Source organism: Ruegeria atlantica (genome assembly GCF_013032005.1).
In the GTDB taxonomy this organism is placed as follows: Bacteria; Pseudomonadota; Alphaproteobacteria; order Rhodobacterales; family Rhodobacteraceae; genus Ruegeria; species Ruegeria atlantica_A.
Window position 1 is genome coordinate 38180 of the sequence record NZ_WQBE01000018.1, and the last position, 25667, is coordinate 63846.

At 59.0% G+C, this 25667-nt stretch carries 24 protein-coding genes and 1 pseudogene; 6 read left to right on the forward strand and 19 right to left on the reverse strand.

All coding sequences use genetic code 11. The features are described 5' to 3' along the window. Positions 1-8: 8 nt before the first annotated feature. From GOX21_RS20880 to GOX21_RS20920, 9 genes are all read right to left on the reverse strand, one after another. Positions 9-542, reverse strand: coding sequence for a NuoB/complex I 20 kDa subunit family protein (locus tag GOX21_RS20880; RefSeq protein ID WP_010442777.1), 534 nt, complete (start codon positions 540-542; stop codon positions 9-11). After that, entirely contained in the window at positions 533-898 is a 366-nt protein-coding gene (locus GOX21_RS20885) for an NADH-quinone oxidoreductase subunit A (RefSeq protein WP_050602775.1), read from the reverse strand. Before GOX21_RS20885 ends, GOX21_RS20880 begins: the two co-directional genes overlap by 10 nt. 193 nt (positions 899-1091) lie before the next feature. Beyond that, on the reverse strand, positions 1092-1874 hold the full coding sequence (locus tag GOX21_RS20890; protein ID WP_170374603.1) for a crotonase/enoyl-CoA hydratase family protein: 783 nt from the start codon (positions 1872-1874) through the stop codon (positions 1092-1094). A 9-nt stretch (positions 1875-1883) separates the two neighbouring features. Next, a complete protein-coding gene (locus GOX21_RS20895; protein ID WP_170374601.1) occupies positions 1884-2738 on the reverse strand; it encodes a hydroxymethylglutaryl-CoA lyase in 855 nt (284 codons plus the stop codon). Between the two features lie 78 nt (positions 2739-2816). After that, on the reverse strand, positions 2817-4745 hold the full coding sequence (locus GOX21_RS20900; protein WP_170374599.1) for an acetyl/propionyl/methylcrotonyl-CoA carboxylase subunit alpha: 1929 nt from the start codon (positions 4743-4745) through the stop codon (positions 2817-2819). Between the two features lie 3 nt (positions 4746-4748). After that, positions 4749-5174: an ASCH domain-containing protein gene (locus GOX21_RS20905; protein ID WP_170374597.1), complete on the reverse strand. Its 426-nt coding sequence runs from the start codon at positions 5172-5174 to the stop codon at positions 4749-4751. Next, a complete protein-coding gene (locus GOX21_RS20910) occupies positions 5174-6778 on the reverse strand; it encodes a carboxyl transferase domain-containing protein (protein ID WP_170374595.1) in 1605 nt (534 codons plus the stop codon). Before GOX21_RS20910 ends, GOX21_RS20905 begins: the two co-directional genes overlap by 1 nt. A gap of 46 nt (positions 6779-6824) precedes the next feature. Next, positions 6825-7400 (reverse strand): lysozyme inhibitor LprI family protein, encoded by a 576-nt coding sequence (locus tag GOX21_RS20915; RefSeq protein WP_170374593.1) that lies wholly within the window; start codon positions 7398-7400, stop codon positions 6825-6827. Next, positions 7394-8923 (reverse strand): AMP-binding protein, encoded by a 1530-nt coding sequence (locus GOX21_RS20920; protein ID WP_170374591.1) that lies wholly within the window; start codon positions 8921-8923, stop codon positions 7394-7396. The genes GOX21_RS20915 and GOX21_RS20920 overlap by 7 nt, the downstream gene beginning before the upstream one ends. 136 nt (positions 8924-9059) lie before the next feature. On the opposite strand from GOX21_RS20920, the gene GOX21_RS20925 reads away from it, so the two are divergent. Further along, positions 9060-9662, forward strand: coding sequence for an OmpW/AlkL family protein (locus tag GOX21_RS20925; protein WP_170348125.1), 603 nt, complete (start codon positions 9060-9062; stop codon positions 9660-9662). Between the two features lie 44 nt (positions 9663-9706). Here GOX21_RS20925 and GOX21_RS20930 read toward each other — a convergent pair whose 3' ends face one another. From GOX21_RS20930 to GOX21_RS20940, 3 genes are all read right to left on the reverse strand, one after another. Then, the gene (locus GOX21_RS20930; RefSeq protein ID WP_170348123.1) at positions 9707-10870 is read right to left on the reverse strand and encodes an isovaleryl-CoA dehydrogenase; all 1164 of its coding nucleotides are present in this window, start codon (positions 10868-10870) and stop codon (positions 9707-9709) included. Between the two features lie 161 nt (positions 10871-11031). Further along, positions 11032-12222, reverse strand: coding sequence for a DegT/DnrJ/EryC1/StrS family aminotransferase (locus GOX21_RS20935; protein ID WP_170374589.1), 1191 nt, complete (start codon positions 12220-12222; stop codon positions 11032-11034). A gap of 3 nt (positions 12223-12225) precedes the next feature. Further along, the gene (locus GOX21_RS20940) at positions 12226-12933 is read right to left on the reverse strand and encodes an HAD-IA family hydrolase (RefSeq protein WP_170374587.1); all 708 of its coding nucleotides are present in this window, start codon (positions 12931-12933) and stop codon (positions 12226-12228) included. A gap of 134 nt (positions 12934-13067) precedes the next feature. On the opposite strand from GOX21_RS20940, the gene glmU reads away from it, so the two are divergent. The 3 genes from glmU to GOX21_RS20955 are packed head-to-tail and all read left to right on the forward strand — an operon-like array spanning position 13068 to position 16979. After that, the gene (gene glmU, locus GOX21_RS20945) at positions 13068-14420 is read left to right on the forward strand and encodes a bifunctional UDP-N-acetylglucosamine diphosphorylase/glucosamine-1-phosphate N-acetyltransferase GlmU (protein WP_170374585.1); all 1353 of its coding nucleotides are present in this window, start codon (positions 13068-13070) and stop codon (positions 14418-14420) included. A gap of 3 nt (positions 14421-14423) precedes the next feature. Then, positions 14424-16244 carry a glutamine--fructose-6-phosphate transaminase (isomerizing) gene (glmS, locus tag GOX21_RS20950; protein ID WP_170374583.1) on the forward strand — a complete coding sequence of 607 codons (1821 nt, stop codon included), beginning with the start codon at positions 14424-14426 and terminating at the stop codon, positions 16242-16244. 51 nt (positions 16245-16295) lie between these two features. Continuing rightward, the gene (locus tag GOX21_RS20955; RefSeq protein ID WP_170374582.1) at positions 16296-16979 is read left to right on the forward strand and encodes a DNA alkylation repair protein; all 684 of its coding nucleotides are present in this window, start codon (positions 16296-16298) and stop codon (positions 16977-16979) included. On the opposite strand, the gene GOX21_RS20960 is transcribed toward GOX21_RS20955, so the two are convergent. Further along, positions 16967-17398: a hypothetical protein gene (locus GOX21_RS20960; protein WP_170360202.1), complete on the reverse strand. Its 432-nt coding sequence runs from the start codon at positions 17396-17398 to the stop codon at positions 16967-16969. The two genes, GOX21_RS20955 and GOX21_RS20960, sit on opposite strands and share 13 nt — an antisense overlap. 90 nt (positions 17399-17488) lie before the next feature. On the opposite strand from GOX21_RS20960, the gene moaA reads away from it, so the two are divergent. Both moaA and GOX21_RS20970 read left to right on the forward strand, forming a co-directional pair. Beyond that, positions 17489-18496 carry a GTP 3',8-cyclase MoaA gene (moaA, locus tag GOX21_RS20965; RefSeq protein ID WP_170348111.1) on the forward strand — a complete coding sequence of 336 codons (1008 nt, stop codon included), beginning with the start codon at positions 17489-17491 and terminating at the stop codon, positions 18494-18496. 1 nt (position 18497) lies between these two features. Further along, positions 18498-19820, forward strand: a complete 1323-nt coding sequence (locus GOX21_RS20970; protein WP_170374581.1) for a 3-deoxy-D-manno-octulosonic acid transferase — start codon at positions 18498-18500, stop codon at positions 19818-19820. A gap of 53 nt (positions 19821-19873) precedes the next feature. Here the strand turns inward: GOX21_RS20970 and GOX21_RS20975 are convergent, their stop codons facing one another. The 6 genes and pseudogenes from GOX21_RS20975 to GOX21_RS20995 form a co-directional block, all read right to left on the reverse strand. Continuing rightward, positions 19874-21037: a M20 aminoacylase family protein gene (locus tag GOX21_RS20975; RefSeq protein ID WP_170374580.1), complete on the reverse strand. Its 1164-nt coding sequence runs from the start codon at positions 21035-21037 to the stop codon at positions 19874-19876. Between the two features lie 58 nt (positions 21038-21095). After that, positions 21096-22238 (reverse strand): MFS transporter, encoded by a 1143-nt coding sequence (locus GOX21_RS20980; protein ID WP_367648168.1) that lies wholly within the window; start codon positions 22236-22238, stop codon positions 21096-21098. Between the two features lie 61 nt (positions 22239-22299). Beyond that, entirely contained in the window at positions 22300-23577 is a 1278-nt protein-coding gene (locus GOX21_RS20985) for a DUF3422 family protein (protein ID WP_170374579.1), read from the reverse strand. A 107-nt stretch (positions 23578-23684) separates the two neighbouring features. Further along, positions 23685-23867, reverse strand: a pseudogene (locus tag GOX21_RS21815) (VOC family protein); the annotation flags it as partial. Between the two features lie 57 nt (positions 23868-23924). Next, complete coding sequence (locus tag GOX21_RS21820; RefSeq protein ID WP_367647801.1) at positions 23925-24041, reverse strand: VOC family protein; 117 nt, start codon at positions 24039-24041, stop codon at positions 23925-23927. 160 nt (positions 24042-24201) lie between these two features. Continuing rightward, the gene (locus GOX21_RS20995; protein ID WP_170360212.1) at positions 24202-25656 is read right to left on the reverse strand and encodes an NAD(P)(+) transhydrogenase (Re/Si-specific) subunit beta; all 1455 of its coding nucleotides are present in this window, start codon (positions 25654-25656) and stop codon (positions 24202-24204) included. Between the last annotated feature and the right edge of the window lie 11 nt (positions 25657-25667).

Sequence of the window (25667 nt, forward strand, 5' to 3'; positions counted from 1 at the left end):
CTCTCTCCTCAGCGTACGATGGTGCCGGTGCGGCGGATTTTGCGTTGCAACTGCATCAGGCCATACAGCAACGCCTCGGCGGTTGGCGGGCACCCGGGGACGTAGATATCCACTGGAACCACGCGGTCACAGCCGCGCACGACCGAATAGGAATAGTGGTAATACCCACCGCCATTTGCGCAGGACCCCATCGAGATCACATAGCGCGGCTCGGGCATCTGGTCGTAAACCTTGCGCAGCGCCGGGGCCATCTTGTTAGTCAGCGTTCCCGCCACGATCATTACATCGGACTGACGTGGGGACGCCCGCGGGGCGATACCAAACCGTTCGGCATCATAACGCGGCATCGAGGTGTGCATCATCTCAACCGCGCAGCAGGCCAGACCGAAGGTCATCCAGTGCAGCGATCCGGTACGGGCCCAGTTGATGATGTCTTCGGTCGAGGTCAGCAGGAACCCTTTGTCCTGCAGCTCGGCATTTAGGGCCTGGGTTGCGACTTCTTTGTCGACACCGGCAGTGTTTGCACCCGTCATCACTCCCATTCCAAGGCCCCCTTCTTCCATTCATAGGCAAAGCCGATGGTCAGAACACCCAGGAACACCATCATCGACCAGAACCCTACATCGCTGATGTCCTTGAAGCCGACGGCCCACGGAAACAGAAAGGCGATTTCCAGATCGAAGATGATGAACAGAATCGAGACCAGATAGAACCGGACGTCGAATTTCATCCGCGCATCGTCGAAGGCGTTGAAGCCACATTCATATGCGCTGACCTTTTCAGGGTCGGGGTTGCGGACTGCCAGAACCACAGCCGCCAGAATCAGGACGATTCCAAGGCCGACAGCAACGGCCAGAAACACCAGAATCGGGAGATACTCCCGTAGCAGGTCTTCCACGAATAGCTCCTTTCCTGCGCAACCCGGTCGGGGGGCGCCGTCAATTGGCGTGTTGACTGGACATTCTCTATCCGCGCGGGGTCAGAGGGTCAACCGAACACAGTCGCAGACAGGAGTAATAATCCACTTGTCATGCCCTGTGATCCGGTAAAGGTGATTCCTACTGCAACTGCAATGAAATTAAGGCCTAAACCTAACTTTTCCATGCAGGTTTTCGCTTTTCAAAGAACGCACCGATTCCCTCAATCGCCTCGTCGGTTTCCCACCGATCCACCAAGGATCGGATCGTCTGGTCAATCACAGCATCGTCAATATTGGGTCCCAGCTTGCTGACCAAATCCTTGGCCGAGGCAACCGCGCCTGGCGCACAGGAAAGATAGGGCAGAACTTCGGCTTCGACCGCATCAGCTAAATCGGTTGCCGGAACGTTTTTGGCCAGCAGCCCAAGCTCGACCGCCTCGACAGCATCGAACAACCGGGCCGACATGAACACGCGCCGCGCCCGCGCCTCACCCATCCGGGCAATCACATATGGGCCAATCGTGGCGGGGATCAGGCCCAGCCGCGTTTCAGTCAGGGCCATCTTTACGCTGTCCACACCAATGGCCACGTCGCAAACAGCAGTCAGCCCAACACCACCGCCAAACGCATTGCCCTGAATCGCACCGATCAGCGGGCGGGGCATGGTGTTCAGCGCCTGCAGCATCTCGGCCAGCTTGCGCGCCTCGGCAAACCGCGTTTCGGGGTCGGCGGCCATCTGGTCCTGCATCCAGCCCAGGTCACCGCCCGCACAGAAACTCTTGCCCGCCCCGGTCAGCACCACCACGCGAACTGTGTCATCTGCACCCAGTTGCGCAGCCGCTTGTGTCAGTTCGGCAATCATCTGCGCCGACATCGCGTTGTGTTTTTCCGCCCGGTCGAGCGTCAAAGTCGCAACTCCACGCGCGTCTGTGGTCACCGAGATCGTTTCAAACATGCCCGCCCCTCACTCTGGCCGCATGGCCCGCGCCATTTGCGCGGCCTGCTCTACGACTTCCAGATCAAGCCCGGTTTCATAGCCCAACCGCTCCAGATGGGCGGCCACGGCCTCGGTCGCGACATTCCCCGCAGCTCCGGGCGCATAAGGGCAGCCGCCCAATCCACCAACTGCCGTATCAAAGGTCCGCACGCCCAGCGCCAGGGCAGCATCAATATTGTCGAGCGCCCGGCCATTGGTGTCGTGGAAATGCCCAGCCAGACGGGTTACCGGCACGCGTTCTCGTACGGCCAAGAGCATATGCGCGATGGTATCTGGCGTCCCCTGCCCGATTGTATCGCCCAATGAGACCTCATAGCAGCCCAAGCCAAACAGCTGATCAGCGACCTCGGCCACCTTCTCGGGCGGTGTTGGGCCATCATAGGGGCAGTCGGTCACGCAAGAGACATAGCCGCGCACCGGCAGATCAATATGACGCGCGGCCTCGAGGATCGGTGTAAACCTCTCGATGGATTCTGCAATCGTGGCGTTGATATTGGCTTTCGAAAATCCCTCGGAGGCCGAGGCGAATACTGCAATCTCATCCGTTTTGGCCGTCAGGGCGTCCTCATATCCACGCATGTTGGGCGTCAGCGCGGCATAGCGCACCCCATCTGTCCTTTTTATTCCGGCCAAAACTTCCGCACTGCCGGCCATCTGCGGCACCCATTTGGGCGATACAAAACTGGCTACTTCGATCCGGTTGAACCCGGCGCGGCTGAGGCAGTCGACCAGCGCCACTTTCTCGGCAACCGGGATCTCACGCTGTTCATTTTGCAGGCCGTCACGTGGACCTACTTCGAAAATCTCGACCCGCTCACCCATGGCCGCGCTCCTCCCGGTTTTGTTTCGTGTCCTGTTCGGATGGCCTGACTGTGCCACGCGATGCGGCGCGCGAACAGGTCACTCTTCTTTTAATCTGATCAGGGCCGCTCCGGCTTCGACCTGCGCGCCGTCCTCAGTCAGCACCTCGGCAATGACACCGTCGCGGGCGGCCAGAAGGGAATGTTCCATTTTCATCGCCTCCAAAATGGCAAGCCTGTCTCCCTCACTTACCTTTTGACCAACGGCGGCAAACACCGCCTTGACCAATCCGGGCATGGGGGCTTCGATCACGTTAGTATCGCCTGCAGCGCTGGCATCGCGGTCCAGCGGATCAACAATGTCAAACGCCTGCCCGTAGGTGTCAAAGACCGTGATCCGCGCGCCCGAAACCGACACCTGCGGCATTGGGCTGCCGTCAATGGACCAGATACCGTTGCTGCGCTCGGCAATGACAGTATCTTCCCCGACCTGCCAAACCTGACGATTTGAACCTTCAACCTGAACATCAAGATCAAGGGTGTCATCTACCTTTAGCTGAACTGCACGGTGCAACGGAGCCCACAGGGAAAACCCAGTCTCTTCCTTCGTATCGACCAAGTCCAACGCCGTCATCGCAGCCGCCACGCATGTCGCTGCCGAAATCGGAGCTACCAGTGTCAGCGCATCAATATCCCGCCCGATCAGCCCGGTATCTACATCACCTGTGGCGAAACCTTCATGCCGGGTCAGCGCGCCCAGAAAGGCGAGGTTGGTCACGGTGCCTGCGACCTCGGTCTGCTGCAGGGCACGATGAAGCTGTTCCAATGCAACCGCGCGCGTGGGGCCATGGACGATGACTTTAGCGATCATCGGGTCATACCATGGGCTGATCGTATCACCCGCACGCACTCCGCTATCGGCACGGCAGGCCGTAGGGAATTGCAGATGCGTCAGGGTGCCCGTTGCAGGCAGGAAGCCCTTGGGCACGTCCTCGGCATAAAGACGGGCCTCAAATGCGTGGCCAGTGATGGATAGATCGTCCTGACGTTTCGGCAACGCCTCGCCAGCGGCGACCCGCAATTGCCATTCGACCAGATCGACCCCGGTGATCGCTTCGGTCACGGGATGCTCGACCTGCAGGCGCGTGTTCATCTCCATGAACCAGAACCTGTCCGGACGCAGCCCGTCCGAAGCATCAACGATGAATTCAACCGTCCCTGCGCCCTTGTACCCGATCGCCTCGGCGGCCCGCACGCCCGCCTGCCCCATCGCCTCGCGCATCTCAGCCGTCATACCCGGGGCCGGAGCCTCCTCGATCACCTTCTGGTGTCGGCGTTGAAGCGAGCAGTCTCGTTCAAACAGATGCACCGCATGGGTGCCGTCGCCAAACACCTGCACTTCGATATGGCGGGGTTTGGCGACAAATTTCTCGACCAGAACGGCGTCATTGCCAAAGGCTGTTTTGGCCTCGCCCCGTGCGCTGTCCAATGCTGAGGCGAAATCCTCAGGACGTTCGACCAGCCGCATGCCCTTGCCGCCGCCACCTGCCACGGCCTTGATCAACACGGGATAACCGATGGATTCAGCAGCGCCCGCCAGATGTTCGGGGTCCTGATTGTCACCATGATATCCCGGCACAACCGGCACGCCTGCCTGCTCCATGAGAACCTTGGCCGCATCCTTGAGACCCATCTTGCGGATCGCATCCGCCGAAGGGCCGATAAACGTCAAACCAGCCGCATCGACCGCATCCACGAATTCGGGGTTTTCCGACAGAAAGCCGTACCCCGGATGGATCGCCTGAGCTCCGGTATCCAGCGCAGCCTGAATGATCACGTCGCCCTTCAGATAGCTTTCAGCGGGAGCCGCGCCGCCGATACGGACAGCCTCATCGGCCATCTGCACATGTTTTGCCGAGGCATCCGCGTCGGAATAGACCGCAACACAGAAGACGCCCATTTTCTGAGCCGTTTCCATGACGCGACATGCGATCTCGCCCCGGTTGGCAATCAGGATTTTAGTGAACATGTCTTACCCCTCAACAGCCAGATCTTCGACAAGACGGAAACGTTCGCACAATAACTCCATCTCGGGATCGAAACCGCCATTGCGCTCAAAGTAACGACGGTGATCCTCGCGCCATCCTTCAAGCGTTTCATTCTCACCCTCAGCCAAAGCAAAGTCCTCAGTCACATCGCAAAAACGACAGATCGTGACATCGACCGTTTCAATCACCAAAGCCGGGGTGTCATCCCATTCCAGAGCGATATCGCGTCGCCCGACAACTGGTGTCTCAGGGCTTCCGTCCGGATAGTCGCGCAGCGCCCCACAAGTTGCTTTTTTTTGGCCTGAGCGCACCAATGCCAGCAATTCAGCACTCAAGGCAGCGCTATCGCCGAACTTAAAAGTCTGTGCGTCCGGGTAGCGGGTCATTACTTCTTTCAGGTTCATGCGCATCACATCCTGAACACGCCGAAACGTGTCTCTTCAATCGGGGCATTCAGCGCGGCGCTCAGCGACAGCGCCAGCACATCGCGGCTTTTGCGTGGGTCAATGATGCCATCATCCCACAACCGGGCTGAGGCATAGAGCGGGTGCGACTGTTCCTCGAACATCTCCAGTGTGGGGCGTTTGAACTCGGTCTCCTCCTCGGCAGACCAGGTGCCGCCCTGCCGTTCGATCCCGTCGCGTTTGACGGTGGCCAGAACGCCCGCCGCCTGTTCGCCTCCCATCACGGAAATCCGCGAGTTCGGCCAGGTCCATAGGAAGCGCGGCTGATAGGCCCGTCCCGCCATGCCGTAATTCCCGGCCCCAAAAGAACCGCCGACCAGCATCGTGACCTTCGGCACGTTCGTCGTGGCCACTGCTGTCACCATCTTGGCCCCGTGTCGTGCAATCCCCTCGTTTTCGTATTTCCGGCCAACCATGAACCCGGTGATATTCTGCAAAAACACCAGAGGGATTTTCCGCTGCGAACACAGCTCGACAAAATGCGCGCCCTTCTGAGCAGCTTCGGAAAACAGCACGCCGTTGTTGGCAATGATCCCGACAGGGCAGCCTTTGACATGGGCAAAGCCAGTCACCAGCGTCTCGCCAAAGCGCGGTTTGAACTCATCGAAACGCGAGCCGTCGACCAACCGCGCGATCACCTCGCGGATGTCATACGGCGTGCGCAGATCGGCGGGCACTACGCCCAGAATTTCCTCGGGGTCATAGGCCGGGTCCTCGGGGCTGGCCCAATCCACCGTCTGCGGTTTGCGCAGGTTCAGCGACCCGACCGCGCGCCGCGCCAGAGCTAGCGCGTGGGCGTCATCCTCGGCCAGATAGTCGGCTACACCAGACAAGCGAGTATGAACGTCGCCGCCACCCAAATCTTCGGCGCTGACGATCTCTCCGGTCGCGGCCTTGACCAGAGGCGGCCCGGCCAGAAAAATCGTGCCTTGGTCGCGCACAATGATCGTCACATCCGACATCGCAGGCACATAGGCCCCACCCGCCGTACACGAGCCCATTACCACGGCGATCTGTGCAATCCCTTTGGCGCTCATCCGTGCCTGATTGTAGAAGATGCGGCCAAAGTGGTCGCGGTCGGGGAAGACCTCATCCTGATTGGGCAGGTTCGCACCGCCGCTATCGACCAGATAGATACAGGGGAGGTTGTTTTCCTCAGCAATCTCCTGCGCCCGCAGATGTTTCTTGACCGACATCGGGTAATAAGTGCCGCCTTTCACAGTGGCATCGTTGCACACCACCATAACCTCACGCCCCTGCACGCGGCCAATACCCGCGACGACCCCGGCAGCAGGCGCGGCATCGCCATACATCCCATGCGCTGCCGTCGCGCCGATCTCAAGAAACGGAGACCCCGGGTCCAGCAAGTTCGCCACCCGACGACGTGGCAGCATCTTTCCCCGGGATTCATGCCGCGCGCGGGATTTCTCACCACCGCCCATGCGGGCTGCTTCGGCGGCGGCAGTGATTTGTGCCAGCGCATCGAGATGAGCGGTGCGGTTTGTCTTGAAGCCCTCAGAGGCGGGCATGGCTTTGGATGTGAGTTTCATTCTTTGCTTTCCTGGTCCATCAGAAAACCCGCCGAAATAAGAAGCATCATCTTTCCTCCAACAACGTCTTTAACCAAACCACTCTTTGGCTCGTTCGCTCCAAGCGACACCCGGCCCCAAGGAGTTTCGCACCTGTTCCCCCTCTCCACTGAAGATACTCCACCAAGCAGTCCGCCTCCCGCATTTCTTCCCAACGTTCTTGTGCTTCGGTTAAACTCGGCACTCTAAAAGGTAGAGAGGAAGCTTTCTCAGCGTCTCCTTCATCAAGCATGCTGTAATGAACCAGCAGGTCTGCGGCACTCTCGTCCACCAGCGTGTCCCAGACCGCTGTTTCAGCTTCGACGCAAAAGTAAATTCCCAGAGTGCTTTGCCCCCAAGAAATATCTTCATTCATGCAATCGCCCGAAAAAGCACCAATACAGTCGGAAAGGTCTGTTGGTGCTCCAGCACTTTCGACACACCCACGGACTTGAGCATCCATGTAGGCTTGGTCCACGGTAGTTTGTCCGTGCTCATCTTGAACTTGATAGTTCTGTGCCCAAAGGTCTTGGGGCAGCACAAAGGTGAGAACTGAAACAGTGCCTAGAGTAAGCAAATCAAAGCTGTGCAACTTATTCAGCATTGTTTGTCCTCCGCCGCCGCTCGCACTTTCAATTCCTTCCGGATCACCTTCCCCGTCACCGTCATCGGCAACTCCTCCAGAAATGCGACCTCACGCGGATAGGAATACTGAGCCAGACGCGCCTTGACCCAGTCCTGCAACTCCGACCCCGAAGCCTCGGCCCCCGGTTTCAGCACCACATAGGCCTTCACGATCTCGGTCCGTAGTGGGTCGGGCTTGCCGACCACGCCCACGGTCGCCACCGCCGGGTGGGTTAGCAGGCAATCCTCGATCTCGGCCGGGCCGATGCGGTATCCGGCTGAGGTAATCACGTCATCATCGCGACCGACAAAGCGTAGATACTCGCCCTCCCACACGCCGCGATCTCCGGTGATCAGCCAGTCGCCGCGAAACTTCTCAGCCGTCGCCTCGGGCCGGTTCCAGTATTCCAGCAACATCGAGGCCGAGCCGCGCCGGATGGCCACGTCACCCTCTTCATCGATCGGATTGCCGTCTTCGTCGATCACCGCGACTTCATGCCCCGGCACCGGTTTACCGATGCAGCCGGGTTGCACCGGGAAATCCTCGGAACAAGAAGACACGACCATGTTGCATTCGGTCTGGCCGTAGAATTCGTTGATCGTCAGGCCAAACGCCTGTTGCCCCCATGCCAGCATCTCGGCCCCCAGCGGCTCACCGCCCGAAGCGACCGAGCGCAGACCGGGGATTGCCTGCTCCGCCGCCTTCAGCATGCGAAGTGCGGTCGGAGGGAAGAACAAGTTCCGCACACCGCCGCGGGCGATCACGTCGACGCAGGCTTCCGGCGTAAACTTTTCCAACCGCGCCGCGACCACAGGAATACCCAGCGCTAGCCCGGGCATCAACACGTCGAACAGACCTCCGATCCAGGCCCAATCTGCAGGTGTCCAAAGGCAATCGCCTTCGCGCAGGTAATTGTGGCTGATCGAGACACCCGGCAGGTGGCCGGTCAGAACCCGGTGCCCATGCAGTGCGCCCTTGGGGCTGCCCGTGGTGCCCGAGGTATAGATCAGCACCGCCGGATGCTCGGGGCCTGTATCTGAGCAGGGGAACGGATCATCCGATGGTGCAACATGTTCGACCAGAACCGGGTGAGCCAGATCGCCCAGCAACGCGGCTCCTTCGGCATCGGTCAGCACCAGACGCGCACCCGCATCCCCCACGCGCGAGGCCAACGCATCCCGTTTGAACAGCTTGAACAGCGGCACCGAAATCGCCCCAAGCTTCCAGATCGCCAGATGCGCCGCCGCACACCAGGGCGACTGGCTCAGCAACACACCCACGCGGTCGCCGGGCTGCACCTGCTGATGCAGTTCACGTGCAATCCCGTCCGTCATGCGCGTGAGTTGACCAAAGGTAACGGTTTCGCGGTACCCGTCTGTCAGATCAACGATGGCCACATTGTCACGAGGATGCGCCAGGCATTGTCGCGCCATATTGAGCTGATCCGGAATATCCCAGACGCCCGCCTTCCGCATACCGGGAATGCACCTATCGGGATGCATGCGCAAAACCCCTTGTTTTTCCTACCCTTGGCGGGCGCGGACGCCCCCCTGTTTTCACAGGAACTTGATGCAGATCAGAGTTCGCAACGGTCCGGTCCTGCACAAGCGACTCATCAACAAATTCAAAGGCCATAAAATGACCAAAACACTCGCCGCTTTGACGCTCTCGACTGCGCTTGTCGCACTTGCCGCCCCTGCAATGGCCCAAAACCAAGGTGACTGGACCGTGGGTGTCGGTGTTGGTTATCTGGACCCGAAATCCGACAACGGAACCCTGGCTGGTCTCGATACCGACATTGACGCAGACACCAGCGCGATCTTCACAGTAGAGTATTTTGTCCAGGACAATCTTGGCATCGAACTGCTGGCCGCGACCCCGTTCAGCCACAGTATCGCGCTGGGGGGCACCGATCTGGCCAGCACCAAACACCTGCCGCCTACCCTGTCGCTGAACTATCACTTCGCGACCAACAGCGCCTGGAAGCCCTATGTTGGCGCCGGTTTGAACTACACCATCTTCTTTGACGAAAAATCCGCGCTTGGGGATCTGGACATCGACAACTCCTTCGGTGTGTCGCTGCAAGCCGGTTTGGACTACATGGTCACCGAAAAAGGAGCCGTGCGTCTGAACGTGCGCTGGTTCGACATCGACTCGGACGTCAAACTGAACGGCACCGATATCGGCACTGCAGAAATCGATCCCTGGCTGGTCGGCGTATCCTACGTCCATCGCTTCTGATCCTTGTCTTTAACGCCCCGCCACCCTTTGGCGGGGCGTTTTTCTCAGCGCATTTCGCTCATCAACTCGCGCCCGATCAGCATTCGGCGAATTTCGCTGGTGCCCGCGCCGATCTCCATCAGCTTGGCGTCTCGGAATATCCGGCTGACCGCTGAATCCGACAGGAACCCGGCCCCGCCCATCGCCTGCACAGCCTGATGCGCCTGCGTCATCGCCTGTTCCGAGGCGTAAAGGCAGCACGCCGCTGCATCCTGACGGGTCACGTCACCCCGGTCACAAGCCTTGGCAACTTCATAGACATAAGCCCGCGCGGAATTCATCGCGGTATACATGTCGGCAATCTTGCCCTGCATTAGTTGGAAGCTACCGATCGGTTTGCCGAACTGCTTACGCTCGGCCAGATAGGGCATGATCTCGTCCAGACAGGCAGCCATGATGCCAGTGCCGATCCCAGCCAGCACGACGCGTTCATAATCCAGACCTGACATCAGAACCGCAACGCCCTTGCCCTCTTCGCCCAGAACGTTCTCGAACGGCACTTCGACATCTTCAAAGATCAGTTCGGCTGTGTTCGACCCCCGCATCCCCAGCTTGTCGAAATGCGGAGAGGTCGAGAATCCCTTCATCTCTTTCTCGATCAAAAAGGCCGTGATCCCTTTTGAGCCCGCGTCCGGGTCTGTCTTGGCATACACGACCAGCGTGTCCGCGTCCGGCCCATTGGTAATCCAATACTTGTTGCCGTTAAGACGGTAGTGGTCGTTGCGCTTTTCCGCGCGCAGCCTCATCGACACAACGTCTGATCCGGCCGAGGCCTCGGACATTGCAAGCGCGCCAACATGGTCACCCGAGATCAGACGCGGCAGGTATTTCGCCTTCTGCTCGTCATTGCCGTTCAGCTTGATCTGATTGACGCACAGGTTCGAATGCGCCCCGTAAGACAGCGAGACCGAAGCCGAGGCCCGCGCCACCTCCTCCACCGCTACGGTGTGGGCCAGATAGGACATCCCCGCCCCGCCATACTCTTCGGGCACGGTGATGCCCAACAGCCCGAGGTCGCCCATCTCTTTCCACAGTTCATTGGGAAAGGCGTTCGATTGATCGACCTCGGCCGCCATCGGTTTGACCCGATCCTGCGCCCAGCGATGCACCATCTCGCGCAGAGCGTTCACATCCTCACCCAGATCAAATTGCATTGTGGCCGTGAACATGTTGCGACCTCCTCATCGAATTAATGAACACTTGTTCAATAATTAGGTAACAGCGAATCCTCCACGGGTCAATGAGAAGGCTAGCACCAAAGAAAATGCCACCCCGAACAGGGTGGCATTTTTCAAGATTAAAGCGTGCGCCAAAGGCGCACTCAATTGGATCACGATTGAAACACAGCCCCAACTTCGGCCCGGATGATGCGCGCGATCAGGCGGCAGTCGTCCAGCGAAAAAGTCAACGGCACGCGCATATCCATTACCCCGGCAAGGATACGGTCACTTGCGGGCAAAGGCGTGCTTTCGGCATAGCGCCAACTGTCATAGCGCGAGGTGAATCCAGTCGGCTCCGCCCCACCAAACCACTTAATCTCGACCCCCCGTGCGCCGCAACGACGGATTACCTCGGCAATACGTTCGGGCGTCCAGTCGAGCAGCAAGAACTGGATCGACGAACCGACATAGGTCTCTTGCTCGGGACGCTCGACGATGGTCAGGCCGGGGGTGTCCCGCAGGCCGGTTGCGATTTCGTCATAGCGTTCGTTCCAGCGCTGCACCTGCCGGTCAAGATCACGCAGTTGCGGGCGCAGGATCGCGGCGCGCAGATTGTCCATGCGGCCGGACACATTGGGCGTGGTGTATTTGATCTTTTCAAACACCTCGGGCCCCGGTGCGGCAAGGTGGCGTTCATATAGCATGTACGAGCCCGACAGCATCGTGGCCTTGGCCGCAATCACTTCGTCATCGGTGATCAGCAGACCACCTTCACCGGAATTGACGTGTTTGTACGTCTGGCAGGAATAGCACCCAATCGCCCCCTGACGCCCCGACAATTGCCCGCGCCATGCGGCACCCATTGTGTGGGCGCAGTCCTCGATCACCGCAACGCCCGCCGCATCACACATCTGCATTAACCGGTCCATATCGCACAGATGTCCGCGCATGTGGCTGAGCATCAGCACCCGCGCCTGATCCAGCTTGACCTCAAGATCATCCAGATCAATCGTCAGATTCTCAGTCACGCCCACAAAAACTGGCCTTGCCCCGACCGAGGCAATCGATCCCGGCACCGGCGCAAGCGTGAAGGCGTTGGTCAAAACCGGATCACCCGGCTGCACCCCCACGGCCCGCAATGCGGTGGCCAGTGCATAACCCCCAGAAGACACAGCCAGACAGTATTTCGCCCCCATTTGCGCCGCGAACTCCTGCTCCAGCAGCGCGGTTTCGCCCAACTCTCCGGGTACGACGTTATAGCGATGCAGACGCCCATGGCGCAGAACGGCCATGGCGGCGTCAATCGCCTCTTCTGGAATAGGTTCCTGCTGGGTGAAGCTGCCAGTGAATGTTTCGGTCATGGGCTAGTTCTGATCCTGCAAAGGGTTGGGGTCAAGAATTTGTGCCGCCGCACCAATCAGTCCGGTGACCAGCTCAGGCAGATCTTCAAAGTGATGCAGCAGTGCTTCGGGTTCCAATGCGGCCATATCTTGCCCGGACGGGCCAAACGTCACCAGCACCGAGGGCACGCCCGCTGCCCGCGCCGTATTTCGGTCGGTGTCGGAATCGCCGATCAGCACACACAAATCGGGGTGTCCCCCGGCCCGGCGCGCGGCTTCGCGCAGTGGTTCGGGGTCCGGTTTGCGCACGGGCAACGTGTCTGCCCCCACCAAAGACGCAAACTGATCCCGCACGCCCATCTGGGTCAGCAACTGATGGGCTAGAGCCTCTGGTTTATTGGTGCAGATACCTACGCCATAACCTTGGGATTTCAGCATTTCGACAGCCTCAAGCGCACCGGGATAGAACCGAGTGTGAGTGTCGATGTCCTTCGCGTAAGCCTCAAGCAGGGTGGGATAATAGGCCAGAACAGTATCCTCATCATAAGCACCGACCCGCTTCAGCCCATGGGTCAGCATCATCCGTCCACCCCGCAAGGCAACGGCTGCGTCATCATCGTGAACCAGGACATCCCCATGCCCCATCTGGCGAAAACAGTGGTTGGCCGCCGCCAGCAAATCACCCGACGTATCGGCCAAAGTTCCGTCCAGATCGAAGATTACTGTGCGCATTGTGCCTCCTGCCTCGGCGGTTTATTGCCGTCTCGTGTTGCAAACGGCAATCTTGTTTGATCCGTGAACCGCTTGCGCCTTTGCCCTCAGCGGATAAAACGGAGCGCAACAAAACACAAAGAGAAATCGATTTCATGAGCACTGCCCTTGTCATCCTTGCCGCTGGAAAAGGCACCAGGATGCATTCGGATATTCCCAAAGTTCTTCATCCCATCGCGCAGGTCCCGATGCTGGTGCACGCTATGCGCGCCGGGGCCATATTGTCGCCCGAGCGGACCGTGATCGTCACCGGGCACGGGGCTGAAGCCGTAGCCAAGGTTGCAACTGCCGAGGATGAAGCGGCGCAAATCGCTGTTCAGGACGAGCAGTTGGGTACTGCCCATGCCGTCGCGCAGGCACGCGAGGCTTTGGACGGATTCACCGGCGACGTCGTGGTTTTGTATGGCGACACGCCGTTTCTGCAGCCCGATACGCTGGAACGCATGATCGCGGCGCGGGCAGAAAACGATCTTGTCATTCTGGGGTTTGAGGCCGGCGATCCTGCGCGTTATGGTCGCCTGGTGATGAACGGTGACAGTCTTGAGCGGATCGTCGAATTCAAAGACGCATCGGATGAAGAGCGCGCGATAACCTTTTGCAACTCTGGTCTTTTGGCCTGTGATGCGCAGGCGTTGTTTTCCCTGATCGACACGGTAAGAAATGACAACGCGGCAGGTGAGTATTATTTGACGGACGTCGTGGAAATCGCGCGCGCGCGCGGTCTGAAAGTCACCGCAGTCGCCTGTGACGAAGCACAGACATTAGGTGTGAACTCCCGCACCGATTTGGCTGCGGCAGATGCTGTGTTTCAGGCCAGTGCCCGTGCCGAGCTGTTGGATCTTGGCGTCACCCTGATGGCACCCGATACTGTTTATCTGGCCGCTGACACCGTCATCGGGCGCGACACTGTGATTGAACCCAACGTGGTTTTTGGCCCCGGCGTCACAGTCGAAAGTGGTGCTACAATCCGGTCGTTTTCGCATTTGGAGGGCTGCCACGTCAGCCGCGGTTCTATTGTTGGCCCCTATGCCCGCCTGCGCCCAGGTGCCGAGTTGGCCGAAAACGCCCGCATCGGCAATTTTGTCGAGATAAAGAACGCCGAGATCGCCGAAGGGGCCAAGGTTAACCACCTCAGCTATATCGGTGACGCGTCGGTAGGTGCGGCGTCGAATATCGGCGCTGGAACAATCACCTGCAACTATGACGGTGTGATGAAGCATCGCACCACAATTGGTGAGAATGTTTTTGTCGGCTCGAACACAATGCTGGTGGCCCCGGTGAAGGTCGGAGACGGCGCAATGACAGCCACCGGCACAGTCGTGACGCGAGACGTCGAGCCCGACGCGCTGGCCATGGCCCGCGCCAAGCAGGACAACAAGCCGGGTTATGCACGTAAATTGTTTGATATGTTGAAGGCGAAGAAGGCTCGCCGCGACAAAGGAACCTGATCTATGTGTGGAATTGTAGGTGTACTGGGGCAACACGAAGCCGCCCCTATTTTGGTTGAGGCGCTGAAACGGCTGGAATATCGCGGCTATGACAGCGCCGGTATTGCGACGGTCAATGACGGTGAACTTGGGCGCCGCCGGGCTGTGGGCAAGTTGGTCAACCTCAGCGATTTGCTGGTGCACAATCCTCTGCGCGGTAAATCGGGCATCGGGCATACCCGTTGGGCCACACATGGCGCACCATCAGTCACCAACGCGCACCCGCACAAGGCAGGCCCCGTGGCCGTGGTGCATAACGGCATCGTTGAAAACTATCGCGATTTGCGGGCTGAGTTGGCCGAACATGGCGTCGATTTCGTCACCGAGACCGATACCGAAACCGTGGCTCTGATGGCCGAGTATTATCTCAATATCGGCCTATCGCCCGTTGATGCGGCGTTCAAAACCATCGACCAGCTTCAAGGGGCGTTTGCACTTGCATTTCTGTTTGACGGGCAAGACGACCTGATCGTCGCGGCGCGTAAGGGCTCACCTTTGGCCATTGGGCATGGGGAAGGCGAAATGTATGTCGGTTCGGACGCCATTGCGCTGGCCCCGCTGACGGATCGTATCACCTATCTTGAAGAAGGCGACCGGGCGGTCCTGACCCGCACTTCGCTTGAAATCCGCAACGAAGCCGGAGAACTGGCCAACCGCGAGACCCGCCAGATCAAACTGGATCAAACACGGGCCGACAAGGCGGGTCACAAGCATTTCATGGCAAAGGAAATCGCCGAGCAACCCGTGGTGGTTGCCGAGGCAATCCAATCCTACCTGCCCACTGGCGGCAACGAGATAACCCTGCCGTGTGAGCTGGATTTCAGCAAGCTGGACCGCCTGACCATGGTCGCCTGCGGAACTGCCTTTTATGCCTGCCTGACAGCAAAGTACTGGTTCGAACAGTTGGCCAGAATGCCCGTCGAGGTCGATATCGCCAGCGAGTTTCGCTATCGCGAACCTCCGATCCCCGATCGTACGGCGGCTCTGTTTGTCAGCCAGTCGGGTGAGACCGCCGACACGCTGGCCGCGCTGCGCTATTGCGAGGGCAAGGCCGATAAGATCGTTTCGGTGATCAATGTCCCCGAAAGCTCGATCGCGCGCGAAAGCGACATCGCCCTGCCGATCCATGCTGGGGTTGAGATCGGTGTGGCCTCGACCAAAGCTTTCACTTGTCAGCTAAGTGTATTGCTGATGCTGGCGCTCAAGGCGGCTGCGGATCGGGGCACCCTAAGCGATGAGGAACTGGCTGATCATGCCGCCGCATTGCGTGGATTGCCGACCGCACTAAATGCCGCGCTGGATCAGAACCAGTCCATCAAGGCCTCGGCCCAGCGCTTGTCCGAGGCGCGCGATGTGCTGTTCCTGGGCCGCGGCCTGATGTATCCACTGGCTATGGAAGGCGCGCTGAAACTAAAAGAAATCAGCTATATACACGCCGAAGGTTATGCTTCTGGCGAGCTAAAGCACGGTCCCATCGCCTTGATCGACAAGCACATGCCGGTGGTGGTCATGGCCCCGCGCGATGCGGTGTTCGACAAGACCGTGTCGAACATGCAAGAGGTCATGGCGCGCAAAGGCAAGGTAATACTGGTCTCGGATGATGACGGCGTTACCGAGGCCGAGGATGGGGTGTGGAGCACTATTCGCATGCCCCATATTCATCCCAGCCTTGCCCCGATCCTGTATTCGGTTCCGGCGCAGCTGCTGGCCTATCATACGGCTGTCGCCAAAGGTACCGATGTGGACCAGCCCCGCAATCTGGCGAAATCCGTCACCGTCGAATAAGCCAAGATCGGGCTGCACCCACGGCCCGTTTCACCAGCAGGGCGACAAACATTGAATTTCTATCTGGAACAGATCAAAGCTCATGCCGACCCCGTACGCGCGAGCCAAATGGCGGCCTATCACAAGGTTGACCGCCCCTATCTGGGTGTCGCGAACCCCGTTCTGAACGACCTGACGAAAGATTGGCGTCAAGACCTGGATGTATCTGAGCGCGTGGAGTTGGCGGATGCCTTGTGGCAGACCAATATACACGAGGGCCGTCTGGCCGCAGCCAAACTGCTGACCCAGGCCCGCATTCGGCCTGATGGGGCGGTCTGGGATTTACTGCACAGCTGGTTGCCCGATTTCGACGCCTGGGCTGCGGCCGATCACGCCTGCATGGCGATGCAAAAACGTCTGTCTGCCGACCCAACCCGGTTGGATCAGGTGGAAATCTGGACGACTTCCGATCATATGTGGACACGGCGCGCAGCGCTGGTGGCCACCCTTCCCTGGACCAAGCAGAATCACCCCAAACCCGACGATCTGGCACGGCGCGACCGCATCCTTGGCTGGGCGGCAAGCTATGTGCCGGACCGGGGCTGGTTCATTCAGAAAGCCATTGCTTGGTGGCTGCGTGACCTGTCCAAACACGACGCTGAACGCGTCATCGCGTTTCTGAAAACCCATGGTGACGCGATGAAGCCTTTCGCCCGCCGCGAAGCCGGAAAATACCTGAAAGATCAGTTGGAATAGACCTCAAGTTCAACCAATTCGTCGAATGGCAACAACAAGGCCCGCATCGCATCCAGAGACAACCGACTGCCGCCGCTTTCGGGCCCTGGCGCTGGAACCAGCGTAATATAAGCCTGCGAGCCGGTTCTGGGAACGACCACGCGACCGGTGAATTCGACGTCGACCAGCGGAGTTTCCAACCAACGACCCGGCGTGGTCGGATCGCCCAGTCCGGCTATGGTCGTCTTTGCGCCCACCCAGCCGGCAGCAGTGGCCGCAACGGGTTCTGGTTCAACTGCTTCCTCTGCCACAACCTCTTCGACCACGGCGTCTTCAGGTTCAGAAGGCGTCTTTTCGCCCCCAAAGACCCGATCTGTCGTGGACCGTACGGTGTCGCATCCGGTCACCAGAATAAACAAAGCGAATAGCATATATCTCATGCCATCAACCTACCGCCCTGTGCGCATCTGTACCAGCGCAAAGGAAACTTCGCCCTTGTCGCAAGCAGGTCGCGGCTTTACCTATGTCGCATGACTGCTCCGCTTATCGACCCATTCGCACGTGCGATCACCTATCTCCGCGTCTCTGTTACAGACCGCTGCGATTTCCGCTGTGTTTACTGCATGTCCGAGGACATGAAGTTTCTGCCAAAGAAAGACCTGCTGACACTGGAAGAGCTGGACCGCATGTGCTCGACCTTCGTGAAGTTGGGGGTTGAAAAGCTGCGCATTACCGGTGGTGAGCCGCTTGTGCGCAGAAATATCATGACGTTTTTCAACAGCATGACCCGCCATCTGGACAGCGGCGCGTTGAAAGAGCTGACGCTGACCACCAATGGCTCGCAGCTGCACCGTTTTGCCGATGACCTGTACGCAGCAGGTGTGCGCCGGGTAAATATCTCGCTGGATACGCTGGACGAAGATAAATTCGCGGCGATCACCCGCTGGGGCCGTCTTAAACAAGTGTTGAACGGCATCGACGCGGCGCAGAAAGCCGGGCTGAGGATAAAGATCAACGCGGTGGCCCTGAAGGGCTTCAACGAAGAAGAATTGCCGACGATCACGAAATGGTGTGCGGAACGCGATATGGACCTGACCTGGATCGAGGTCATGCCCATGGGCGATATTGGCAATGAGGATCGTCTGGATCAATATTGGTCGCTCAAGGATGTTCGTAAGGAATACGAGAACCACTATTCCGTGACCGATCTGGCAGAACGCAGCGGCGGGCCAGCGCGTTATGTTCGCCTAGAGGAAACCGGCCAAAAGATCGGCTTCATCACCCCTCTGTCGCATAATTTCTGCGAAAGCTGCAACCGCGTGCGCCTGACCTGCACTGGTGAGCTGTTTATGTGTCTGGGCCAAGAGGACATGGCTGACCTGCGTGGTCCACTACGCGATCACCCCGATACAGAGCAACCGCTCGAAGACGCAATCCGCGCGGCGATCAACCTCAAGCCCAAGGGACATGATTTCGACTATTCCCGCCAGGCGGTCGACGGCAAGATGAGCCGTCACATGAGCCACACAGGCGGCTGACGTGCCGGACCAGACGGGCCGACCGACCCTGCTGTATCATCTATATTGCGGCCTGACCTCTGTTGCGGGACCGTTCGTCTGGCGCACCGTAAGGAACAAGCTGCAAGCCGCGGATGTTTCCGTAACCCGACAACAGGAACGCCAAGGCCGTGCCAGCCTGCCCCGCCCCGACGGCCAGCTGATCTGGTTCCACGCCGCCAGCGTTGGTGAAACCCTTTCGGTCATCAGCCTGATCAAACGGTTGGGGGAACGTCTGCCGGATGCCGAGTTTCTGATCACCTCTGGCACGCCAACCTCGGCTGCGCTGATCGAAAAACGCTTGCCACCACGAACGCGGCACCAGTACCCTCCACTAGACACCGCAAGCCCCGTGCGGCGCTTTCTGGACCACTGGCACCCGAATGCCGGTATTTTCGTGGAAAGCGAAATCTGGCCTCGCCTGATTGTCGAAGGTGCCAACCGTGGCATGCCCTTGGCTCTGCTCAACGCACGCCTGTCGGACAAATCCGTCGAAGGCTGGAAAAAACGCCCGGACACAGCCCGGTTCATTCTGGATCATTTTCGCCTGTTCCTGACCCAGAACGACAAGACCGCGCAAAACCTGATCGTGATGGGCGCGCCCGCTGAACGTGTACAGCCGGGCACGAATCTTAAGGCCATGTCTGACCCCTTGCCGATTGATCAGGCCACGTTGTCCGAAATCCGCGCACAGATCGGCGCCCGCCCCGTCTGGATCGCCAGTTCGACACATGCCGGTGAAGAGGAAACCGTTCTTGCCGCCCACGCAGAGCTGCTCAAACGTTGGCCCGACCTGCTGCTGTTGCTGATCCCGCGCCACCCTGAACGCCGCGCCGAGGTCGCCAGTCTGACAACCCAAGCGGGGCAAACTGTGGCCATTCGATCGAATGACGACAAGATCACCGACAAAACGCAGGTCTACATGGCAGATACGCTGGGTGAAACCGGCACATGGTACGCGCTGTGCCCTATTGTGTTCCTTGGCGGATCACTGAAAGAGATCGGCGGCCACAATCCGTTCGAACCGGCCCAGGCGGGTGCCGCTGTAATCACCGGCCCCGGCTATTTCAACTTTGCCGAAACCTTCGCCCCGCTGATCGAATCCGGCGGGGCGCTACAAGTTCAATCTGCTTCCGAACTGACCGAGGCCGTGGAAACCTGGCTATCGGACCAAACCACGCTGGACACAGCCCGTAAGGCTGCCAAATCCTGCGTAAACACCCAACAATCGGCACTGGATGCAATCGTCGAGACGCTATGCACCGAACTCAGCTTAACTGGGTCGGGTTCAACGTCATCTGACTAAGTTTGTCCCGGGTAGCGCGAGGGGCTGGCCCCTCGCGCTACCCAACGCCAAGATCAGGCCGCCGGCATCCGCTGTTCGACAATCTCAGCCCACCAGCTGCACCCTGCCGGAATGGCCTCGTCGTTGAAGTTGTACTCAGGGTGATGCACCGCCGCCGTGTCGCCATTGCCAACCAGAATATACGCCCCCGGCCGTTCTTCGAGCATAAAGGCGAAATCCTCGCCGCCCATGATCAACGGCGCTTCGTCGCAATTGCCCGCCACTGAACGCGCGACATCCGCTGCAAAGTCGGTCTGCGCGTCGCTATTCACCATCACCGGATAGCCCAAGTAATAGGTGACATTGGCCGTTCCGCCAAATGTCGCCGCGATTCCGTTGCAAATCTCTTTGATGCGCTTTTCCGCCATTTCCCGCATTTCTGAACTCATCGTACGGACGGTACCTTTGATCTGTACCGTTTGGGGGATGACGTTAAAGGCGGTGGTCGAGGTTTCAAACGACGTAACTGAAACCACGACCTGATCCACCGGATCTGCATTGCGCGACGCCACCGTCTGCAATGCCAGAACCGCCTGCGCCGCCATCACGGTTGTATCGACTGTCTCATGCGGTTTGGCCGCGTGACCGCCCTTGCCCTCAAAGGTGATGTCGAATTGATCTGTGGCCGCAAAGAACGCGCCCGGACGAATGGCAAAACTGCCGACAGGACGGCCAGGCCAGTTGTGCATGCCATAGACCTCTTGGATGCCCCAACGGTCCATCATGCCGTCCTCGCACATCTCGCGGCCTCCGCCGCCACCCTCTTCGGCAGGTTGAAAGATCACCACGACGGTGCCGTCGAAATTCCGCGTTTCCGAGAGGTATTTCGCCGCGCCCAGCAACATCGCCGTATGCCCGTCATGGCCACATGCGTGCATCGCCCCGTCGGTCTTGGAGGCATACTCCAGACCCGTCGCCTCATGTATCGGCAGTGCATCCATATCGGCCCGCAGACCGATCACCTTGCCCCCCGTGTCGACCTTACCTTTGATCACCCCAACGACCCCGGTGCGACCAATTCCGGTGACAACCTCATCACAGCCGAATTCCTTCAGCTTCTCAGCAACCAGTGCGCTGGTGCGGTGCGTTTCGAATAGAATCTCGGGGTTTTCATGAATATCGCGCCGCCACCCAGTGATTTCACTCTGCAATTCGGCAAAACGGTTTTTGATCGGCATAGTCTTCTCCCATCTTTTTTTCTTTGCCCCGGCTTTATCCCGGCGCGGAATTCTCAAGTCAGTCCAAAGACGCAGGCCGCAGCGCGCCGGACAGCAGGACAATCAGGATGGCCAAGGGCAACAAAACCATGAATGCCAATCGTAATGTAAGCATCTCGGCCAAAATCCCAATAAGCGGTGGGCCGATCAGTAACCCTCCGTACCCCAGCGTCGCCACACTGGCGATGGCCTGCCCCGGCGGTACATGAGGATCATTGGCTGCCCGGCTGAAGGCCAGCGGCATGATCACAGCATAACCAACCCCCATCAGGGCAAAACCCGCTAAGGCCAATCCCGCCTCTGATGCCGAGACCACACCGAACACGCCAAGTGCCGCGCAAATGCCTCCAAAACGGGCCGTTGCGACAGGACCAAACCGCGCGATTGCAAATCCGCCAGCCAGCCGAAACGCCACCATCGTCACCGAAAACACGGCATATCCCAACGCAGCGACGCTTTCGGCGGCACCGGTCACATCGCGCAGGAATATTGCACTCCAATCCGCTACGGCACCTTCCCCCAAAGCACCGCACAGCGCAGTGAACCCAACCAGAATCAACGCACCGGACGGCAGGGCAAAGACACTGCCGTCATGTGAGACAGCTCTGCGCGACGTCCACTTAACCCAGGACAGGGTCAGCGCCAGCGCCACGACAACTCCGCCAGCCAGTAAAAAGTGCTGCATTACTGTCAGTCCCAGCTGCACCGCCCCGTATCCGCTAAGCGCCCCCAACCCGGCGCCCAAACTCCACATCGCGTGGAACGAGGACATGACTGGTTTGTCATAGGCTTGCTCGACCTCGGCGGCCCAGGCGTTCATGGCCACATCCATTGAACCGTGAAAGGCACCGAATACGAACAGGAACCCCGCCAGCGCCCAGAACCCATCGGCCACGGCCAACAGGATCAGAGACAACGTGTACAGCACCGCAATAACCCGCGTGATGGCTACGGCCCCGAACCGATCAGACAACCGCCCCGTCACCGGAAAGGAACACACTGCCCCCGCTGCCATGAACAGCAGACCATAGCCCAATGCCTCATGCGTCAATTCCAGTCTGTCCCGCACGGCTGGAATGCGAGATGCCCAAATGCCAAACAGCGAACCGTTCAGGATGAACATGGCAGCCACCGCCCGCCATGCAGACATAATTCCGATCACAGAAAACTCCCACGCGCAGTTTGCTGTTCCTAAAGCGCCCTAGGTAATTCGCAATTGTGGGCTATTGCAAACGCTTTCGAATCTGACGGATGGCAACCCAGACGCACAGAATGACAGGGATCGTCACAACCGAAGTCAACCGTCCCTGACTGATCCCATCCTCGGTCAGCGGGTAAAGAAAGTCACTGACCAGCGTCACCGCGTAGAAACTGATAGCTACCACAGACAGCCCTTCGACGGTGTGCTGTAGCCGCAACGCAATCTGGGCACGCCGATCCATGCTTTCCAGCAGCGCCTGGTTTTGCGCACTGCGTTCCACATCGACCCGGGTACGTAACAATTCACCGGCACGGATCGCCCGATCGGACAAAGCCTGCAGGCGGCGCTCGGTGGATTTGACGGTTCGAATGGCTGGATCATACCGGCGCATCATGAAATCGGCGAAACTCTGACGGCTCTCAAACCGCTCTTCTCGCAGCACTTCGATCCGCTGGTTCACGATAGCCTCATAGGCCCCCGTCGCCCCAAACCGAAAGGAACACTGGGCGGACAGCGTTTCCAGCTCGGTCGAGGTGGACAATAGATCGGGCAGCAGTTCATCTGGGTGGGCCGCGTTGTCGGTCATTTGCCCCATCAACTCGGTCAGCCTACCGTCCAATTCACCGATACGTGGGGTCAGCTGTTTGACGCGGGCAAACCCAAGCATTGACATTGCTTTATAGGTCTCGATCTCACACAAACGCTGAATGATCCGCCCCGTCCTGCGTCGCCCTGTGCCCTTGCTGACAAACAGCGCAAAGCGCATGTGCCCGGCCGGATCGATACGGAAATCACTGGCACAAATGGCGGTATCGTCCAGCACCCGGGCCACGGCAAGGCTTTCAGGCTCGAACCAGTTGCCCAGAGAGGACCGGACCGCTTCGTCGTCCTGGCGTTCAACCACGCGGAGCATGGCCGACGTCACCCTCTGCCCTGGGCTGGCCATCAACCAATCAGGGGGAAAGACTTCGAAATCTGCCGGGTTGAAGGGGCGATCGCTGACATTTTGTGTAATCGCAGTGTAAGTGACGAATTCGGTATGCTGTTCCCATTTCAACCAATGACGGCCAATCTGACCAGCGTAATGCGTCGCCTCCGGCTGCGGATGTTGTGCGCCGTGGCGATCCAGCAGATTGATCAGATGGGCCAGATCCTCATTCCGGTCCCGCGCCACGGCTGCGTCTGGCTTCTTGATCGCCAAGAACACCACCGTGCACGGCGTCGCGGCCACCGGAAAGGGGCGCGCGTGCAGTTCATTGGCCAGCGCATAGCGCAGCGGGTGATCATCAATGGGCGTCATGCAGAGCTCCGTTTTGTCCGGGGCACTATACGCCACCTCAAAAATACATCAATTCTCTTTTTATTTCATATACTTAAGTGGATACGGCTGTATACATTCCCTCTATCTCATTGATTTGGCTGCCACAGCTCGATCGGATTGCCCTCGGGATCGTGAATGCAGGCAAACTTTCCCACCTCACTGTCCCACTCAGCACGTGTTTCCACGGTGATCCCGGCGGCCTCAAGCTGCGCTATCAGCGCCGCCAAATCGTCTACTTGGAAATTGATCATCCATTGCTGATCTGCGCGGCCGAAGTATTCCGTATCTTCGGCAAATGGGGCAAAGACAGTAGACCCTTCGCGCTGCTACCAGGGCAAAGGATCGTAATGATTGACGCCCAAGTGTTTCTCATACCACGCGCTCAACGCGTCTGGGTCGCGTGCCCGAAGGAACACACCACCTATGCCGTTTACTTTCTGCATGGCTACTCTCCTGACACCCACCATGTCAGACCAGTCTATCACAATCCGCCTGCTTCATCTGGCTACAAATATCCCCAAGGTCCGGAGGAAGAGCCTCCTTCACTACAAATAAGAAAAGGGCGCCCGAAGGCGCCCTTTGCAATTTGTTTACACCCCAAGCTCAGTCGATCATGGGAAGCAGTTTGTCGAGGCTGGCCTTTGCGTCGCCATAGAACATGCGGGTGTTTTCCTTAAAGAACAGGGGGTTTTCGATGCCCGAATACCCGGTGCCCTGGCCGCGTTTGGACACGAACACCTGTTTCGCCTTCCAGCATTCCAGAACCGGCATGCCGGCGATGGGGCTGTTGGGGTCTTCCTGTGCCGCAGGGTTCACGATGTCGTTCGAGCCGATGACGATGGCCACATCCGTTTCGGGGAAGTCGTCGTTGATCTCGTCCATCTCCAGCACGATGTCATACGGCACCTTCGCCTCGGCCAGCAGAACGTTCATGTGGCCGGGCAGACGGCCCGCGACCGGGTGGATCGCAAAGCGCACATTCTTGCCCTGGGCGCGTAGCTTGCGGACCAGTTCGGAAACGGACTGCTGCGCCTGCGCCACGGCCATGCCATAGCCGGGGATGATGATGACACTGTCAGCATCGTTCAGCGCTGCGGCCACACCATCGGCCTCGATGGCAATCTGCTCACCCTCTACGGCCATCTGTTCGCCCTGCGGGCCACCAAAGCCGCCCAGGATCACGCTGACAAAATGACGGTTCATCGCCTTACACATGATGTAGGACAGGATCGCACCGGACGAACCCACCAGCGCACCAACCACGATCAGCAGGTCGTTGCCCAACGAGAAGCCGATCGCCGCCGCGGCCCAACCCGAATACGAGTTCAGCATCGACACAACCACGGGCATGTCGGCACCGCCGATTCCCATAATCAGGTGATAGCCAATGAACAGCGCGGCCAGCGTCATCAGGAACAGCGGGAAGAAGCCGCCGGTCGAGGTGTACCAGACCAAGCAGATCAGCGAGAGACCTGCAGCCGCCGCATTTAGCGCATGACCGCCCGGAAGCTTGGTCGCCGCCGATGTGACCTTGCCGGCCAGCTTGCCATAGGCCACGACCGACCCGGTAAAGGTGATCGCACCGATGAAGATACCCAGGAACAGCTCGACATGCAGGATTGCCAACTCAGCCGAGGTTTTCTTGGCAATCAGCTTGGCGAATGCCCCCAGATCAGAAAGGTCCGCTTCTTTTGCGCTGTCGGCAATGGCCATGACCTGCGCCACGTTGCCAATCTCAAAATGTGCGTTGAAGCCGACGAACACAGCCGCCAGACCAACCAGCGAGTGCATCGCAGCCACAAGCTGCGGCATCTCGGTCATCTGCACGCGTTGTGCGACGTACTGACCGATCAGGCCACCGCCCGCAATCAGCAGCAGCGACAGCAGCCACAGCCCCGAACCGGGACCAACCAGCGTGGCAAAAACCGCCAGCGCCATACCGACGATGCCATACCAGACCGCGCGCTTGGCACTTTCCTGGTTCGACAATCCGCCGAGCGAAAGGATGAACAGAACAGCCGCAACAACGTAGGCGGCAGTAGTGAAGCCAAATTCCATGTGCCCGGCCT

Excerpts from the sequence above, each read along its gene's own strand:
- GOX21_RS20880 (WP_010442777.1), bottom strand. The coding sequence starts at position 542 with ATGGGAGTGATGACGGGTGCAAACACTGCCGGTGTCGACAAAGAAGTC.
- GOX21_RS20890 (WP_170374603.1), bottom strand. The coding sequence starts at position 1,874 with ATGTTTGAAACGATCTCGGTGACCACAGACGCGCGTGGAGTTGCGACT.
- GOX21_RS20895 (WP_170374601.1), bottom strand. The coding sequence starts at position 2,738 with ATGGGTGAGCGGGTCGAGATTTTCGAAGTAGGTCCACGTGACGGCCTG.
- GOX21_RS20900 (WP_170374599.1), bottom strand. The coding sequence starts at position 4,745 with ATGTTCACTAAAATCCTGATTGCCAACCGGGGCGAGATCGCATGTCGC.
- GOX21_RS20905 (WP_170374597.1), bottom strand. The coding sequence starts at position 5,174 with ATGCGCATGAACCTGAAAGAAGTAATGACCCGCTACCCGGACGCACAG.
- GOX21_RS20910 (WP_170374595.1), bottom strand. The coding sequence starts at position 6,778 with ATGAAACTCACATCCAAAGCCATGCCCGCCTCTGAGGGCTTCAAGACA.
- GOX21_RS20915 (WP_170374593.1), bottom strand. The coding sequence starts at position 7,400 with ATGCTGAATAAGTTGCACAGCTTTGATTTGCTTACTCTAGGCACTGTT.
- GOX21_RS20920 (WP_170374591.1), bottom strand. The coding sequence starts at position 8,923 with ATGCATCCCGATAGGTGCATTCCCGGTATGCGGAAGGCGGGCGTCTGG.
- GOX21_RS20925 (WP_170348125.1), top strand. The coding sequence starts at position 9,060 with ATGACCAAAACACTCGCCGCTTTGACGCTCTCGACTGCGCTTGTCGCA.
- GOX21_RS20930 (WP_170348123.1), bottom strand. The coding sequence starts at position 10,870 with ATGTTCACGGCCACAATGCAATTTGATCTGGGTGAGGATGTGAACGCT.
- GOX21_RS20935 (WP_170374589.1), bottom strand. The coding sequence starts at position 12,222 with ATGACCGAAACATTCACTGGCAGCTTCACCCAGCAGGAACCTATTCCA.
- GOX21_RS20940 (WP_170374587.1), bottom strand. The coding sequence starts at position 12,933 with ATGCGCACAGTAATCTTCGATCTGGACGGAACTTTGGCCGATACGTCG.
- glmU (WP_170374585.1), top strand. The coding sequence starts at position 13,068 with ATGAGCACTGCCCTTGTCATCCTTGCCGCTGGAAAAGGCACCAGGATG.
- glmS (WP_170374583.1), top strand. The coding sequence starts at position 14,424 with ATGTGTGGAATTGTAGGTGTACTGGGGCAACACGAAGCCGCCCCTATT.
- GOX21_RS20960 (WP_170360202.1), bottom strand. The coding sequence starts at position 17,398 with ATGAGATATATGCTATTCGCTTTGTTTATTCTGGTGACCGGATGCGAC.
- moaA (WP_170348111.1), top strand. The coding sequence starts at position 17,489 with ATGACTGCTCCGCTTATCGACCCATTCGCACGTGCGATCACCTATCTC.
- GOX21_RS20975 (WP_170374580.1), bottom strand. The coding sequence starts at position 21,037 with ATGCCGATCAAAAACCGTTTTGCCGAATTGCAGAGTGAAATCACTGGG.
- GOX21_RS20985 (WP_170374579.1), bottom strand. The coding sequence starts at position 23,577 with ATGACGCCCATTGATGATCACCCGCTGCGCTATGCGCTGGCCAATGAA.
- GOX21_RS21820 (WP_367647801.1), bottom strand. The coding sequence starts at position 24,041 with ATGCAGAAAGTAAACGGCATAGGTGGTGTGTTCCTTCGGGCACGCGAC.
- GOX21_RS20995 (WP_170360212.1), bottom strand. The coding sequence starts at position 25,656 with ATGGAATTTGGCTTCACTACTGCCGCCTACGTTGTTGCGGCTGTTCTG.